Origin of the sequence: Dinoroseobacter sp. PD6 (assembly GCF_028807315.1) — a bacterium.
GTDB classification, from domain to species: domain Bacteria; phylum Pseudomonadota; class Alphaproteobacteria; order Rhodobacterales; family Rhodobacteraceae; genus Dinoroseobacter; species Dinoroseobacter shibae.
On sequence record NZ_JARAMN010000009.1, the window covers coordinates 41,296 to 55,302 of the forward strand.

Here is a 14,007-nt window from a genome sequence, read left to right on the forward strand (position 1 = left end):
TTACTCTTACAGCATAATATGTCAACTAAATTAGACAGTCTGAAATGCGAGAAGTTACGCGGGCTTGCGCCCGGAAACCACGCCGGTGACGAAGGGGCGGTAGGTGGTGTGGCAAACCACGTCCACGAAGCCTGCCCGGGTCAGGTGATCGGCGATCTCCTGGGCCGAACGCGCGCGCCCGGTCTGCATCGCCATGGTGTAGAAGGCGAAATAGGCGTCGCCCGTGCGAGTGGGCTGGTCGCCCCCGGCCATGGGTTCGGAGACCACCACGCGCCCGTCCGCGGGCAGGGCCACGAAGACCTTGCGCAGAAGGTCCGCGACCGTGGCGTCCGCGTGATCGTAAAGCACCCGCACCAGGGAGATCGCGTCCGCGCCCTTGGGCAGGGCGGGTGCGTCCCGGAAGGAGCCGCCGGTCTTGTCGGCGCCGGGGGGCAGCGCCGCCCCCTCGATCACCGCGGGCAGGTCGTAGAGGCGCAGGCGCAGATCCGGGTGTTTTTCGCGCACGGCGCGCAGGAACGCCCCGGTGCCGCCGCCCACATCCATCAGCCGGTGCGCCCCGTCGAAATCGATGGTGCGCAGGGTTTCCTCGGCCACGAGGCCCTGGCTGTCGGCCATCAGGCGGGAATACCGCTCGGCGATCTCGGGGTCGTTGGTTCCGGCCTGCCCGAAGACATAGGGCCAGAATCGGGCCAGCTCGGTCTCCTGGGTGCCGCTGAGGAACTTCATCGGGTCCTGCAGGTCGCGGTAGAGCACGTCGTGATGGCGAATCATCTCGGCGAGGCCGGGCACACCGGGCAGGGCCGCGCCGAGGCGGCCCAACTGGTAGCTGCCATCGCGGCGGCGCTTGAGCAGTTTCAGGGAGGCGGCGGCCTGGCAGAGCACTTCCATCTGCCGCGGCTCCATCCGGGTGCGAGCAGCCAGACGCCAGGCCGGGAGCGGCTCCCTCGCCAGAAGGGCGGGCATGTCGAGGGTGACGAAGGCCTGGAGGACCTGGCTGTACACGAAGCCCGACACCAGGTCGAACAGCGCCTCGCCATCCTTGCGCGCCAGCCGCCGGGTGCCCGGCATGGCACTGGCCCAGGACTGGAACGCCGAAGAGCCCGCGAGGCGGACCCACCAGCGATAGAAGGCGTTTTTCTCGGGCAGAAAGGAGAACCGAAGGTAGGTGCCGGGCGACATGGACATGGCTCAGGCCGTCCGCACGCTCGCCAGGTTCGGTATCACCGGCGTCAGCCGCTCGGCGGTCTTGCGCACCATCTCGCAGAGCGCGGCCTCGCCAGGGCAGGAGGGGATCGAGGAAATCGCGCCCGACAGGATGTCGTCGAGCCGCTTGATCGCGCCCTGCACGCCCAGTTCGGAGACCGCGTTGGGACGGGCGTTGACCACGTCCTGCCCGGCGGGTTTGCCCAGGGTTTCCTCGTCATAAAGCGCGTCGCGCAGATCGTCGGCCACCTGGAACGCCTCGCCGATGCGGGCGCCCAGTTCGGTCCAGGCCTCGGGGTCGGCCCCGGCGGCGGCGGCCCCCATCCGGGTCGCGGCGGTAAAGAGCGCGCCGGTCTTGGCCCGGTGATAGGCCGAAAGGTCGACCTGCGCCTCGCTCTCCCATGCCTGGCCGGCGCAGATGCCGTGGGGCATGCCGGAGTAGCGGGCCAGTTCCAGCGTCAGGGTCGCGGCGCGCAGGGCGTCGGACCGGGCGGCGAGCGCGATCTGCTCGAACGCCATGATGATCAGGGTGTCGCCGGTCAGCACCGCGAGCGGTTCGGACCAGGCCTTGTGGACGGTCGGCTTGCCGCGCCGGACATCGGCATTGTCGAAGGCGGGCAGGTCGTCATGCACCAGGCTGCCGCAATGGATCAGCTCGATCGCGGCGCAGGCGGCGTCGGTCAGGCCGGGTGCATCGTCGCCACAGGCGCGGGCCACGTTGAGACAGATGGTCGGGCGGATTCGCGCGCCCCCGGGCTTGACCGCGTATTCGAGGGCCGAGGCCAGCTTCGGCGGGCAGGAGCCTGCGCGACTGCGGATCAGGGCGATGTCGAGGGCGGTTTCAATGCGCGTCTGGGGGGTCATGGGCCGCTCCGAAAGTGAGTGTGTCACGGTTTAATGACACGGTACTGTAAATTAGACTGGACAGTTTGCCCGCGCCTGTCAACAATCAAGGTCATGTTTTGGATCGGAATGTGATGACTCGCGCGCAAGACAAGGTCGTCGTGATCGGCGCGGGGATGGGCGGATTGGCGTCGGCCATCCGTCTGGCCCATGCCGGGTGCGATGTGACGGTGCTGGAGGCGCTGTCGGGGCCGGGGGGCAAGATGCGCACCCTGCCGAGCGCGGCGGGGCCCGTGGATGCGGGCCCGACGGTGATGACCCTGCGCCCGATTTTCGAATCGCTGTTCGACGATGTGGAGGCGGGTTTGTCGGACTACGTGACCCTGCACCGAGAGACGGTGCTGGCGCGGCACTGGTGGTCCGATGGCAGCACGCTGGACCTGTTTTCCGACGCGAAGGCGTCCGAGGCGGCGGTGCGCGCCTTCGCCGGCCCGCGGGAGGCGGCGGCCTTCGCCGCGTTCTCGGCTCAGGCGGCGAAGCTGTTCGCGGCCTTCGACGGGCCGATGATGCAGAACCCGGCGCCGGATCTGGCGGGGCTGACGCGGCACGTGTTGGCGCAGCCTTCGGTGATCCCGGCCATGGGGCCGCTGACCACGCTGGCGCGCAGCCTGGCCAAGCGGTTTCGCGACCCGCGGTTGCAGCAGCTTTTCGGGCGCTACGCCACCTATGTTGGCGGCTCGCCCTATGCCGCGCCCGCGGTGCTGGCCCTGATCTGGCAGGCCGAAGCGCAGGGCGTCTGGCGCGTGGAGGGAGGGATGCATGCGCTGGCGCAGGGGCTCGCCCGTCTGGCGGCTGAAAAGGGCGCGGATCTGCGCTATGATACCTGCGTTGCCCGGATCGAGACGCAAGGCGGGCGTGTGGCGGGCGTGCATCTGACCGATGGCGCCCGGATCGCGGCGGACACGGTGGTGTTCAACGGGGATCCGCGCGCGCTGCATCTCGGATTGCTGGGCCCGGCGGCCAAGCCCGCCGTGGCGGCCCCTGGGATCGCGGAGCGCTCGCTCTCGGCCTATGTGTGGTCTTTCGCGGGCCAACCCGAGGGGCGCGACCTGGTCCATCACAACGTGTTTTTCGCGGATGATCCGGCGCGGGAGTTCGACGATCTCGCGGCCGGGCGGATGCCCCGGGACGCGACGCTTTACCTTTGTGCCGAGGATCGGGGCGCGGGGCTGACCCCCGCCGGGCCCGAGCGATTCGAGGTCATCATGAACGGCCCCCCGGTCGCCGGTGCAGCCGGTTTGCGGGACGACCACGAGGAGTTTCACGCATGTCAGACGCAAGTCTTCACTCGCTTCGCAGCCATGGGGCTGCGATTCCCGGAACGCCCCGGACGGGAGGCGTTGACCATGCCGCGGGACTTCGCGCGCCTGTTTCCCGGGTCGGCCGGATCCCTCTACGGGCGGAGCCCGCACGGGTTGATGGCGGCGTTCCAGCGGCCCCAGGCGCGCACGAAGCTGCCGGGGCTGTACCTAGCGGGGGGCGGGGCGCATCCGGGGGCGGGCATTCCGATGGCGACCCTTTCCGGCAAGCACGCGGCCGCGGCGATCTTGAGCGACCGAACTTCAACCTCGACGTTCCGGCGGACGGCTACGCATGGTGGTATATCGACGGGATCAGCGACTGCGGCACCCGCGCGATCTCGATCATCGCTTTCATAGGGTCGGTTTTCTCGCCCTGGTACCGCTGGTCCGGACGCAAGTCGCCGGACAACCATGTCTGCATCAACGTGGCGACCTATGGCCCCGGCGGGCGCTGGACCATGACCGACCGGGGCCGCAGCGCCCTGCGCCAGAGCCCGGAGCGTTTCGAGGTCGGGCCTTCGGCACTGCATTGGGACGGCGACCGGCTGGTGGTGGAGATCAACGAGATCTCGACGCCGCATGGGCAGAGGGTGCAGGGGACGGTCACGATCCATCCCAGCGCGCTGACCTCGGTGGAGGTGCCGCTGACCGCCGATGGCGCGCATGTCTGGCGGCCCTTCGCGCCGACGGCGGAGATCGAGGTGGATCTGGGCGAGGACGGCTGGAGCTGGCGCGGGCACGGGTATTTCGATGCGAATTTCGGCACGCGGGCGCTGGAGGCGGATTTCGGCTACTGGACCTGGGGGCGGTATCCGACACGGGCGGGCACGGCGTCGTTCTATGACGTGGCGCGGCGGGACGGGAGCGACCTGGCCGTGGCGCTGAGCTTTGGCCGCGACGGGTCGGTGGAAACGCTCGAAGCCCCGCCGAAGACCCGGTTTTCGCGGTCCCTCTGGGCGATCAAGCGCGAGACGCGGGCCGATCCGGGGACAAAGCCCAGGCAGGTCAAGCACATGCTGGATGCGCCGTTCTACAACCGCTGCGGGGTGGAGACGACGCTGCACGGCGAGCGGGTGACGGGTGTGTTCGAGGCGCTGGATCTTGACCGGTTCCGGGGGCCATGGTTGATGCCGATGCTGGCAGTGCGGGTGCCGCGCCGGTCGAAATGGGCCTTCAAGGACTGAAAGGGACGCAAGATGGGGATCGAGGTTGTCGGGATTGGCAGTTTCCTGCTGCTGGTGGCGATGCTGTGGGCGATCATTTCGACCATCGGCTCGACCGCGAGCACGGGCGCCAAGGTGATCTGGTGCCTGTTCATCCTGTTCTTGCCCCTGCTGGGCTTCATCATCTGGCTGTTCTTCGGGCCCCGTGCGAAGCGTTAGGCGGTGGCGGGGCCGCCCGCCTTGTCGGGGTTGAGCCGCCAGACCGCCGCGTTCAGGGCCGCCGCGATCGACACCCAGACGAGATAGGGGGCCAGCAACAGGCCCGCGACCATGTCGATCTGCCAGGCGCTGACCATCGCGCCGCACACGGCGAGCCAGAGCGCGACGATGATGAACATCCCCGCCTTGATCCGGTTCAGACCGAAAAAGACCGGCGACCAGAGCGTATTGAGCGCGATTTGCACGCCCCAGAAGGCCATGGCGAGCGCGTTACCATCGAGCACGGCGACCCGCGTGGCGGCCACGGCGATCACGATGTAGAGGATGGACCACACCACCGGGAACACCCAGTTGGGCGGGTTCCAGGACGGTTTGCGCAAGGCGTCGTACCACTTGTCGGGCGGAAACATGGAACCCGTTGCCGCCGCGGCGCAACAGGCACTGATGAAGACACCGAAGACGATCCAATCAAATTCCATGACAGGTTAAGTAGGGCGGCCTCCGTAAGGTTCCATACCGCGGGTCTCGCGGTCGCGGGCTTCGAGCTGCGCGAAGAGGCCAAGCAGGTTGCCGGAGCGCCCCGCGCCCCAGGCGGAGCGGTCCGCGATACGGGCGCCGGCCTCGACCAGGAAGGCGGTTTCGGGCAGCGGGTCGGCGTGAAGCACGGCGGAGCGCGGCATGACCATGCTGACCCCCGTGCGCAGGACCGACAGGCCGATCCAGCCGAGTTTCTGCCCGGCGCTGGTATGGGCGCGGCGGGTGATGTTGTCGAACGCGGCGCGGGTCACTTCATTGCCGATCCCGGCATAGATATGGCGCGCGGCGAAGATGCCGGGACGGGCGGCGCGCGGCAGGGCCGCGATCCCCGCCTCGGAACGGTAATAGAGCCGGGTCGCTTCGGCCAGCAGGCGGCGGGTGACGGTGGTCAGCGCCTCGGACGGGCGCGGGTCGGCGAGAAAGGCCTCCGGGTCGAGCCCTTCCTCGGCCATCATGGCGCGGGGCAGATACAGGCGGCCTTCGGCGGCGTCCTCGCCCACGTCGCGGCAGATATTGGTCAGCTGCATCGCCACGCCCAGATCGCAGGCGCGGGCCAGCGCATCGGCATCGCGCACCCCCATGAGCACGGTCATCATCGCGCCGACGGCGGCGGCGACACGGGCGGAATAGGCGCGCACATCCGACAGGGTATCGTATTGCCGTTCGATCGCGTCCCAGGCGAAGCCCTCGATCAGGGCCTCGGGCAGGGCGCGGGGCATGTCATGGGCCTCGATCATCGCGGTGAAGGCCCGGTCGGCGGGCGCGTTGCGGGGCTGGCCGCGATAGGCCAGGTCCAGCCGGTCGCGCAGATCGAGCACGGCGGCGGGCTTTTCATGGTGCAGATCCACCGCGTCGTCGGCCAGGCGGCAGAAGGCATAGAGCGCCAGCGCCGGGTCGCGCACCCGGTTCGGCAGAAGCCGGGAGGCCGCGTGGAACGACAGGGAGCCGTGGCGGATCGCCTCCTTGCAGTGGTCGAGATCGGCCTGGGTATAGGCGAGCGCGGTCGGGGCGAAAGGCGCGGTGTCGAGGCTCATTCCGCGGCCTGCGCGAGGGGGGCCGGGGTGGCGACGGGGGCGGCGTCGGGGACCATCTTGGCCAGCACCTCGGCCGAGCTGATCACGCCGGGCACGCCTGCGCCCGGATGGGTGCCCGCGCCGGCGAGGAACAGGCCCTCGGCCTCTTCGGAGACATTATGGGGTCGGAACCAGGCCGATTGCAGGATGCGCGGTTCGATGGAAAAGCCGGAGCCGTTGGGCGAGAGATACCTGTCGCGGAAGGTTTCCGGCGTGAACACCGTTTCGGTGGTGATGCGCCGCCCGATGCCGGGCATGGTCTTTTCCAGCTCGGCCAGCACCTTGGCCTTGTAGATCGGTTCCTCGGTCGCCCAGTCGACGCCATTGTCATGGCCCAGATGGGGGACCGGCGACAGGACGTAGAAGGTGTCGTCGCCCTTGGGTGCCACGCTGGGATCGGTGAGCGAGGGGCGGTGGACATAAAGGCTCATGTCGTCGGAGAGCCGCCCGTTGATGAAGATGTCGCGCAGCAGGCCCTCGTAGCGCGGGCCGCTGAGGATGGTGTGGTGGCCCACATCCTGCCACATGCCGGCCGTGCCCTTGGTGCCGAAATACCACACGAAAAGACCCATGGACCAGCGGCGGCTGTCGAGCTTGGCGTTGGTCCAGCGTTTCTTGGGGGCCTGACGCATGAGGTGTTTGTAGGTGTGGCCCGCATCGGCGTTGGAGACGACCACATCCGCGTGCAGCACCTCGCCACTGGCGAGGCGGACGCCGCGGGTTTTGCGTTCGGTCACGAGGATTTCGTCGACAGTCTCGCCAAGGCGGACCCAGCCACCCTGGTCGGCCACGATCCGGGCCATGGCGTCGGCGATCGCCTGCACCCCGCCCATGGCGTAATGGACGCCGAATTCCTTTTCCAGGTGGCTGACGAGGGCATACATGGAGGTGACGTTCATCGGGTCGCCGCCGATGAAGAGCGGATGGAACGACAGCGCCATGCGCAGGCGGGCGTCCTTAACCCGTTTCTTGGCCAGTTTCAGGATCGACTGGTCGGCGCGCAGGAGGGCGAATTCGGGCAGGACCTTGATCGTGTCCCAGGCCTTGTGCATCGGCTCGGCCACCATGCCTTCGAACCCCACGACATAGCGGCGCTGGGAATCCTTGAGGAACTGGCGATAGCCTTTCAGGTCGCCGGGGGAGAGGCGGGTGATCTCGGCCTCCATCGCCTCGGTCGATTGGCGGGCGAAGAAGTTGGAGCCGTCAGGCCAGCGGATCTCGTAGAACGGGTCGAGCGGCTTGAGCGTCACGTCGTCGTGGAAGTTGCGGCCGCAGGCCTCCCACAGGGCCTCGTAGACTTGGGGGACGGTGATGATCGTGGGGCCCAGGTCGAAGCGGTGCCCGTCCTGGGAGATCGAGGAGCCGCGCCCGCCGGTCCGGTCGAGCTTGTCCAGAACGGTGACGGCGTAGCCCTTGGCGCCGAGGCGCATGGCGGCGGCCAACCCCCCGAGACCGGCGCCGATCACGATGGCGCGTTGACGGGGGCCGGTGACGGCTTCGGCGGCGGAGATGGGGTCGACTCGTGTCATCATACTGAGACGATATAGGTGTCTAGTTTACTTGACAACATTTCTGTCACGGTTGCGCTGTCTTTTCCGCGCTGCCGGGGTTGCCTATATACCGGACAGATCCATCCCGGAGGCCAGAATGCAGCCCGTTGAAATCTATACCTCGCCGCTGTGCGGTTATTGCCATGCCGCCAAGAAGCTGCTGTCCCAGAAAGGCGTGAGCTTTGCCGAGACCGATGTCTGGCGTGCGCCGCAGAAGAAGCCCGAGATGATCGAACGGGCGGGCGGGCGCACCAGCGTGCCGCAGATCTTCATCGGCGCGACCCATGTGGGCGGCTGTGACGAGCTTTATGCGCTGGAGCGGGCGGGCAAGCTGGACGCGCTGCTGGCGGGCTGATGCGCGCCGCTTTGGTGCAGATGACTTCCGGCGACGATCCGGAGGCGAACCTGGCGCAACTGCAGGGGTTGGCGGCGCAGGCGGTGGCGGAGGGCGCGGGATTTGTCCTGAGCCCGGAGGTGAGCAATTGCCTGTCCACCAGCCGGACCCGGCAGCGTGCGGTGCTGCGGCGCGAAGCGGACGATCCGATGCTGGCGGCGATGCGGGAGTTCGCGGCGCGGCGGGGGGTCTGGGTGCTGCTCGGCTCGCTGGCGGTGACCACGGAGGATGCGGAGGGGCGGTTCGCCAACCGGTCGATCCTGATCGATGCCGGGGGCGGGATCGCGGCGCGGTATGACAAGATCCACATGTTCGACGTGGCCGTGTCGGAGGCCGAGACCTATCGCGAGAGCGACGGATACCGGCCCGGGGATCGTGCGGTGCTGGCCGACACGCCGTTTGGCAAGATCGGGATGACCGTGTGCTATGACCTGCGATTTCCGCATCTTTTCAGGGGTCTGGCCCGGGCGGGGGCAGAGATCCTGACGGTGCCCTCGGCCTTCTCGCCGGTCACCGGGGCGGCCCATTGGGAGCCGCTGCTGCGGGCACGCGCGATCGAATGCGGGGCCTGGGTGCTGGCGCCGGCCCAGACCGGCACGCACCCGGCGACCCGGGGCAAGGCGCGCAGCACCCATGGGCACAGCCTGGCTGTGGACCCCTGGGGGCGGGTGCTGGCCGATGGGGGGACCGCGCCGGGGGTGTGTTTCGTCGATCTGGACCGGACGGAAATTGCCGCAGCGCGGCGAAAAATACCTTCCCTCACGGCGGATGCCCCCTATGCTGGCCCGGTATGAACACGGTCAATGACGCCCTTGCGATTTCCCTTCTGTCGGAACTGATCACCACCGATCAGCTGGCCCGCGCGCGGCTGTCCAAGGCCCTGCCGAAGGGGATGGAGCTGAGCCATTTCTCGGTGCTGAACCATCTGGCGAACACCTCGGCCGAGCGGACCCCGGCACAGCTGGCGCGGAGTTTCCACGTCACCAAGGGGGCGATGACCAACACGCTGGGCAAGCTGGAGGCGGCGGGGCATGTGCATATCCGGCCCGACTGGGACGATGCGCGGCGCAAGCTGGTGGCGGTCAGCCCGGCGGGGCGGGCGGCGCGGGATGCGGCCTTGCAGGTGATCACGCCGATCATCGCCGAGATGACCTCCAGCCTGGGGGCGGAGAAGGTGCGCGCGGTCTTGCCGATCCTGCGGGAGTTGCGGGTGCGGCTGGAGCAGGACGACACCAAGCCCTAGGCGGAGCGGGACGTCTGCGATCGTGCCGGATGCAGGTCGAGACCGGCCAGGAACCCTTCGATTTCCGCCGCGATCAGGTCGGGGCGTTCTTCGTGCATCAGGTGGCCGAGGGCCGGCAGGGTGCGGGTCGTGGCGTTGGGCAGCTTGCGCGCGGCGTCGATCGAGACCTGGGGGGCCACGGCTTTGTCGCGCGCGCCGGTCAGCAACAGCGCGGGGGTGTCGATATTCGGCATCTTGCGGTTGAGGGGGCGCAGGTCCCAGCGGGACATCATCGCCAGCGCGCCGGAGACATGGGCGCGGTCCCGCACCAGCCGGAAGTAGAGGCCGAGTTGCGCCTCGGTCAGCTCGGAGCCGGTCGCCTCGATCAGTTGGCGAACGCTGCGCGGGGTGGTGGTGTTGGCGAAGACCAGCGCGGTGAACGGGTTCAGCGCCAGCATCTTGGCCAGCATCGGAAAGAGCCAGCCCGCGACCCCGTCGAATTCCGCGAAGGCGCCGTTCAGGGCGACGAGGCCCCGGGGCGGGGTCGGCAGGCGCGTCGTCAGCTCCAGCCCAACGGCGGCCCCGGCGGAATGGCCGATGATCGCGTCGGGCAGAAGGTCCTGTTTCACGAGCAGCTTGGTCAGATCCTCCGCCACTGCGTCGAGGCTGGATCGCATGGAGCTGCCCTTGGTGGTGAAGCCGTGTCCGGGCAGGTCGACGGCCACCAGCCGGAAGCGCGGCGCGAGCCGGTCCATCAGGTCGGCGAAGGAGTGCAGCGAGGCCCCCGCCCCGTGCAGCAGCAACAGCGTCGGCGCCTGCCCCTTGTCCGGCCCCATCACCTGCACATGCCATTGGTGCGGGCTGACACGCAGGAAGCGACTGGCCCCGGCATGAGGCCAGTGGGCCTTCTCCAGGTTCCAGTTCATGAGTCGAGCGCCGCCGTCACCGCGGTGGAGAGACGCTGGCTGTCGGCGCGGGGCATGGGGATGTAGGGGGCGGCCAGATCGCCCGCGAGATCGCGCAGCTGCGCCTGGGGCCGGTTGCCCATGTCGATGACGATGGAGGGTGTCGCCTGGGCGCGCAGGGCGCGGGCCATGGCGCGGGCGTCCTCGGCGGCGGCGGGCCGGTTGGCGGTGCCGTCGAGCGCGATATTGGCCCGCCCGTCGGTCAGGAGCGCGATGGTGGGGCTGAGGCCGCGGCCCTTGCTGAGTGCGGCGAGGTCCAGCGAGGCGCGCAGCCCGGCGGCCAGCGGCGTGCCGCCCCCGCCCGGCAGGGCGGCGAGACGGCGCTTGGTCTGGACCAGCGACCGGGTCGGCGGCAGCAGAAGGTCCGCGCCGGTGCCCCGGAAGGCGATGAGGGCGACGTGGTCGCGGCGGGCATAAGCCTCGGCCAGCATCAGCTCGACCGCGCCCTTGGCCTCGGCCAGGCGCGCAAGGGCAGCGGAGCCGGAGGCGTCCACGGCAAAGATCAGCAGGCGGTCGGATTTTTCCTCGAACCGGCGCAGGCGGATGTCCTCGGACCGGACCAGCACCTTTTGCGGGGCGTCGGGGGTCAGCTTGCGGCGGATGGTCTGCCAGGGTGCTGCGGCGCGCAGGGTGGCCACGAGGTCGATGCGGGACTGCCCGTCGATCCGGCCCGGGCGGGACGGCAGGGGGCGGCCCCGGCGGTTGCCTTTCTTCGCGGCCCCGGCCCCGGCGCCGGACTTGGCGGTCTTGGGGGCCTTGGCGGCGGCAAGCCTGGCCAGCAGGTCCGGCGGCAGGACAGCCTTGGCGGCCTGCAGCAGGATCTCTTCGGGCAGGCGCTGCGGCGGGTCGGTCTCGTCCAGTTCGTCCTCGGGCGCGGTGTCGGTTTCGGGCGGGGGTTCGGGGGCGTCCTGGGGCGGCTCGGCCTCGTCGGTGTCCTCCTCGGGGAAACGGGTCGCGCGGGGGGCGAGCACCAGTTCCGTGGCGGTCACGAGGTCGTCCTCGTCCGCGGTGTCGCGGCCATCGAGCGCGGCAAGCGCCCGGGCGGCGCGGGCCGCGAGCAGGGGGGCGCGCAGGCTGTCGATGCCGAGGTGCAGGGCGGCGACGGTGAGGGCGGCATGGGCGTCGGGGCCGAGGCGCACATGGGGCAGGTAGGTGCGCGCGCGGGCGATCTCCTCCGCGTCGAAGGCGGGGGGCGGGCAGTCGGCCAGCGCCAGCCCGTCGAGGTCGATATGCAGCGCCAGCCTGTCGGCGAGGGAGGCGGCGAGGCGTTCGTCGGGCTCGGCCCCTTCGTCCAGGGCGATGAGGCAATGGCCCTGGGATGCGTCCAGGGTTTGGGCGAGGCGGGCGGCAAGGCCCGGCGTCATCCGTTCCGCCATGGGGGCGATCAGGGCGACTGGGCCGCTGCCGAGCAGGCCGGGGGCGCGCACGAGTTGCCCCGCAGACAGGGTCGCGGCGAGGTCCACGCCGCCGAAAAGCTGCGCGTCGGCGATGCCGGGGGGCATGCGGCGCGGGGCGGTGAGCAGCCCGCGCAGGCCCGCGAGCAGCCGGTCGCGCGCCGGGCCGGAGCGCGCCCGGAGCCACAGCCCGCCGAGCCCCTCGGGGTCGATGGCCAGCAGGGCGGCGGCGGTGGCCGCCTGGGCCCAGCGTTCGACCGGGTCCATATGGGTGGGCGGGATCACGCGGCCCCTCAGGCCAGGACGCTGTCGACCACGCGGGCGACGCGGGTGGTGGACCCGGCCTCGTCCAGCGGGTCGCGGCGCAGGCGGTGGCGCAGGGCCGAGGCGGCGATGGTGCGCAGGTGCGCGCGCCCCACGGTTTCGGCCCCGGAATAGGCGGCCACGGCGCGGGCGGCCTTCAGCAGCGTCAACTCCCCGCGCAGACCGTCGGCACCGAGGGCGACGCAGAGCTCGGCGCAGTCGCGCAGGGTGGCGTCGGGGGTTTCGATGGCGCGGAGGATCTTGCGCGCCTCGAGGATGCGCTTGCGGAGCGAGGCATCCTCCCCCTGCCAATGGGCCATGAAGGCGTCGTAATCCATCTCGTAGGCGTCGCGCCGGCGGATCACCTCGATCCGGTCATCGATGTTGTTGGGGGAGGCGACCTCGACACTGAGCCCGAACCGGTCGAGCAACTGCGGGCGCAGCTCGCCTTCCTCGGGGTTGCCGGAGCCGACGAGGACGAAGCGCGCGGGGTGGCGGATCGACAGGCCCTCGCGTTCGATCACGTTCTCGCCGGAGACCGCGACGTCGAGCAGCAGGTCGACGATGTGATCCTCCAGCAGGTTGACCTCGTCGATATAGAGGTAGCCGCGATTGGCGCGGGCCAGCAGGCCGGGCTCGAACGCCTTCTCGCCCCGGGTCAGCGCCCGTTCGATGTCGAGCGCGCCGACGACGCGGTCCTCGGTGGCGCCGAGGGGCAGGTCGATCACGGGGGTGGGTTTCGAGACGATCTCGGTGCCGACGCCTTCGGCCCAGTCCGGCACGGCCGCAGGCGTGGCGGAGTTGCAGGGGCAGCCCGCGACCACGTCGATCTCGGGCAGAAGGGCGGCGAGCGCGCGGACGGAGGTGGATTTGCCGGTGCCGCGATCCCCGAAAACCAGCACCCCGCCGATGGAGGGGTCGATGGCCGTGAGCACCATCGCCTGTTTCATTTCGGACTGGCCCACGATGGCGGAGAACGGGAAGGGATGGGTCATGCGTATTCCTCGGCGGGCGTATCGGTGGGCGTGGGGGCGGTCAGGCTGGCGAGAGGGCGGCGCCCCTCCCACGTGCCGTGATCGCCCAGGACGGTGAAGCGGGCATAGAGCTCTTCGGCGAAGAGGCCGCCGTCGCGGACGGCGCGGATCGCCTCGGCATGGGGGCCGCCCTTGCGGGCGAAGGCGCACATGCTGGTGGCATCGGGCCAGATCGAGAAGGTGACCTGCTGCATCAGGGGGACCTCGCCGATGCCGATCTTGAAGATGACGTTGGGGTCGCGCCCGATCATGTCGCTGATCGCGGGCTCGTGTTTCCAGAATTTCAGCGCCCGGCTGGGCTTCACCGTGGCGCGTGTGAGCGCGGCCAGGGGGCCCGGGGTCGCGGGGGCGGTCACCTCGAACGGGGTCTGGCCCGACCACGCGCCGCGCACGGAGGTGGGGGCAAGGAATATCGTCCAGTCCTCGGCCGCGCGGGCGCGGTAGCGCGCCCAGACCGGGGCCTCGCGGGTGCGGGCCCGGGCGGTGGCCGCGTCGGGCCAGGTCGCGAGGATGGCGTAGACGGAGGTGTTGGGAACGGGTGTGAAGCCTTCGCCCGAGCCGGAGCCGCAGAGCTTCCAGAACCCGATATCCGGTGTCCTGGGCAAGCTGAACCGGGCCGCGCCCATCTGGGCGAGCGCCCAGAGGCGGTCAAGTGCGCTGTCGAAGCGAAAGAGGCTGAGACTGACGGTCTGAATCGGACTCACTCCAATGTGTAAACTTAGTCTGACACATTATGTGTAAATCCG

At 69.7% G+C, this 14,007-nt stretch carries 15 protein-coding genes; 6 read left to right on the forward strand and 9 right to left on the reverse strand.

Annotated elements, in window-relative coordinates; genetic code table 11:
* Positions 1 to 54: 54 nt before the first annotated feature.
* Both PVW48_RS14830 and PVW48_RS14835 read right to left on the reverse strand, forming a co-directional pair.
* Entirely contained in the window at positions 55 to 1,179 is a 1,125-nt protein-coding gene (locus tag PVW48_RS14830) for a methyltransferase (RefSeq protein WP_443112682.1), read from the reverse strand.
* Between the two features lie 9 nt (positions 1,180 to 1,188).
* Positions 1,189 to 2,067 (reverse strand): polyprenyl synthetase family protein, encoded by an 879-nt coding sequence (locus tag PVW48_RS14835; RefSeq protein WP_012180170.1) that lies wholly within the window; start codon positions 2,065 to 2,067, stop codon positions 1,189 to 1,191.
* Positions 2,068 to 2,180: 113 nt separating this feature from the next.
* Here PVW48_RS14835 and crtD point away from each other — a divergent pair, with 113 nt between their 5' ends.
* Genes crtD through PVW48_RS14850 form a run of 3 tightly spaced genes read left to right on the forward strand, consistent with a single transcriptional unit; the run spans position 2,181 to position 4,789 of the window.
* Positions 2,181 to 3,764, forward strand: a complete 1,584-nt coding sequence (crtD, locus tag PVW48_RS14840) for a 1-hydroxycarotenoid 3,4-desaturase CrtD (protein ID WP_274581892.1) — start codon at positions 2,181 to 2,183, stop codon at positions 3,762 to 3,764.
* On the forward strand, positions 3,719 to 4,591 hold the full coding sequence (gene crtC, locus PVW48_RS14845; protein WP_274581989.1) for a carotenoid 1,2-hydratase: 873 nt from the start codon (positions 3,719 to 3,721) through the stop codon (positions 4,589 to 4,591). Before crtD ends, crtC begins: the two co-directional genes overlap by 46 nt.
* A 12-nt stretch (positions 4,592 to 4,603) precedes the next feature.
* A complete protein-coding gene (locus tag PVW48_RS14850) occupies positions 4,604 to 4,789 on the forward strand; it encodes a PLD nuclease N-terminal domain-containing protein (RefSeq protein WP_274581893.1) in 186 nt (61 codons plus the stop codon).
* Here the strand turns inward: PVW48_RS14850 and tspO are convergent.
* From tspO to PVW48_RS14865, 3 genes are read right to left on the reverse strand one after another with little or no spacing between them, the layout of a single operon-like run.
* Complete coding sequence (tspO, locus tag PVW48_RS14855) at positions 4,786 to 5,268, reverse strand: tryptophan-rich sensory protein TspO (protein ID WP_274581894.1); 483 nt, start codon at positions 5,266 to 5,268, stop codon at positions 4,786 to 4,788. The two genes, PVW48_RS14850 and tspO, sit on opposite strands and share 4 nt — an antisense overlap.
* 6 nt (positions 5,269 to 5,274) lie before the next feature.
* Complete coding sequence (gene crtB, locus PVW48_RS14860) at positions 5,275 to 6,360, reverse strand: 15-cis-phytoene synthase (protein WP_274581895.1); 1,086 nt, start codon at positions 6,358 to 6,360, stop codon at positions 5,275 to 5,277.
* Positions 6,357 to 7,931, reverse strand: a complete 1,575-nt coding sequence (locus PVW48_RS14865) for a phytoene desaturase (RefSeq protein WP_012180164.1) — start codon at positions 7,929 to 7,931, stop codon at positions 6,357 to 6,359. Before PVW48_RS14865 ends, crtB begins: the two co-directional genes overlap by 4 nt.
* Before the next feature lie 115 nt (positions 7,932 to 8,046).
* Here PVW48_RS14865 and grxC point away from each other — a divergent pair, with 115 nt between their 5' ends.
* Genes grxC through PVW48_RS14880 form a run of 3 tightly spaced genes read left to right on the forward strand, consistent with a single transcriptional unit; the run spans position 8,047 to position 9,586 of the window.
* Positions 8,047 to 8,304 carry a glutaredoxin 3 gene (gene grxC, locus PVW48_RS14870; protein ID WP_012180163.1) on the forward strand — a complete coding sequence of 86 codons (258 nt, stop codon included), beginning with the start codon at positions 8,047 to 8,049 and terminating at the stop codon, positions 8,302 to 8,304.
* Positions 8,304 to 9,137 carry a carbon-nitrogen hydrolase family protein gene (locus PVW48_RS14875; RefSeq protein WP_274581896.1) on the forward strand — a complete coding sequence of 278 codons (834 nt, stop codon included), beginning with the start codon at positions 8,304 to 8,306 and terminating at the stop codon, positions 9,135 to 9,137. The genes grxC and PVW48_RS14875 overlap by 1 nt, the downstream gene beginning before the upstream one ends.
* Positions 9,134 to 9,586: a MarR family winged helix-turn-helix transcriptional regulator gene (locus tag PVW48_RS14880; protein WP_012180161.1), complete on the forward strand. Its 453-nt coding sequence runs from the start codon at positions 9,134 to 9,136 to the stop codon at positions 9,584 to 9,586. Before PVW48_RS14875 ends, PVW48_RS14880 begins: the two co-directional genes overlap by 4 nt.
* On the opposite strand, the gene bchO is transcribed toward PVW48_RS14880, so the two are convergent.
* From bchO to crtA, 4 genes are read right to left on the reverse strand one after another with little or no spacing between them, the layout of a single operon-like run.
* Positions 9,583 to 10,491, reverse strand: a complete 909-nt coding sequence (gene bchO, locus PVW48_RS14885; RefSeq protein WP_274581897.1) for an alpha/beta fold hydrolase BchO — start codon at positions 10,489 to 10,491, stop codon at positions 9,583 to 9,585. The two genes, PVW48_RS14880 and bchO, sit on opposite strands and share 4 nt — an antisense overlap.
* Complete coding sequence (locus tag PVW48_RS14890) at positions 10,488 to 12,191, reverse strand: magnesium chelatase subunit D (RefSeq protein ID WP_274581990.1); 1,704 nt, start codon at positions 12,189 to 12,191, stop codon at positions 10,488 to 10,490. Before PVW48_RS14890 ends, bchO begins: the two co-directional genes overlap by 4 nt.
* A 26-nt stretch (positions 12,192 to 12,217) precedes the next feature.
* Complete coding sequence (gene bchI, locus PVW48_RS14895; RefSeq protein ID WP_274581898.1) at positions 12,218 to 13,222, reverse strand: magnesium chelatase ATPase subunit I; 1,005 nt, start codon at positions 13,220 to 13,222, stop codon at positions 12,218 to 12,220.
* Positions 13,219 to 13,965 carry a spheroidene monooxygenase gene (gene crtA, locus PVW48_RS14900; protein WP_274581899.1) on the reverse strand — a complete coding sequence of 249 codons (747 nt, stop codon included), beginning with the start codon at positions 13,963 to 13,965 and terminating at the stop codon, positions 13,219 to 13,221. Before crtA ends, bchI begins: the two co-directional genes overlap by 4 nt.
* Positions 13,966 to 14,007: the final 42 nt, after the last annotated feature.

Coding starts and splice junctions, on each gene's coding strand:
- tspO (WP_274581894.1), bottom strand. CDS start 5,268: ATGGAATTTGATTGGATCGTCTTCGGTGTCTTCATCAGTGCCTGTTGC.
- PVW48_RS14830 (WP_443112682.1), bottom strand. CDS start 1,179: ATGTCGCCCGGCACCTACCTTCGGTTCTCCTTTCTGCCCGAGAAAAAC.
- bchO (WP_274581897.1), bottom strand. CDS start 10,491: ATGAACTGGAACCTGGAGAAGGCCCACTGGCCTCATGCCGGGGCCAGT.
- PVW48_RS14865 (WP_012180164.1), bottom strand. CDS start 7,931: ATGATGACACGAGTCGACCCCATCTCCGCCGCCGAAGCCGTCACCGGC.
- PVW48_RS14835 (WP_012180170.1), bottom strand. CDS start 2,067: ATGACCCCCCAGACGCGCATTGAAACCGCCCTCGACATCGCCCTGATC.
- grxC (WP_012180163.1), top strand. CDS start 8,047: ATGCAGCCCGTTGAAATCTATACCTCGCCGCTGTGCGGTTATTGCCAT.
- crtB (WP_274581895.1), bottom strand. CDS start 6,360: ATGAGCCTCGACACCGCGCCTTTCGCCCCGACCGCGCTCGCCTATACC.
- crtD (WP_274581892.1), top strand. CDS start 2,181: ATGACTCGCGCGCAAGACAAGGTCGTCGTGATCGGCGCGGGGATGGGC.
- PVW48_RS14890 (WP_274581990.1), bottom strand. CDS start 12,191: ATGGACCCGGTCGAACGCTGGGCCCAGGCGGCCACCGCCGCCGCCCTG.
- PVW48_RS14850 (WP_274581893.1), top strand. CDS start 4,604: ATGGGGATCGAGGTTGTCGGGATTGGCAGTTTCCTGCTGCTGGTGGCG.
- PVW48_RS14880 (WP_012180161.1), top strand. CDS start 9,134: ATGAACACGGTCAATGACGCCCTTGCGATTTCCCTTCTGTCGGAACTG.
- bchI (WP_274581898.1), bottom strand. CDS start 13,222: ATGACCCATCCCTTCCCGTTCTCCGCCATCGTGGGCCAGTCCGAAATG.
- PVW48_RS14875 (WP_274581896.1), top strand. CDS start 8,304: ATGCGCGCCGCTTTGGTGCAGATGACTTCCGGCGACGATCCGGAGGCG.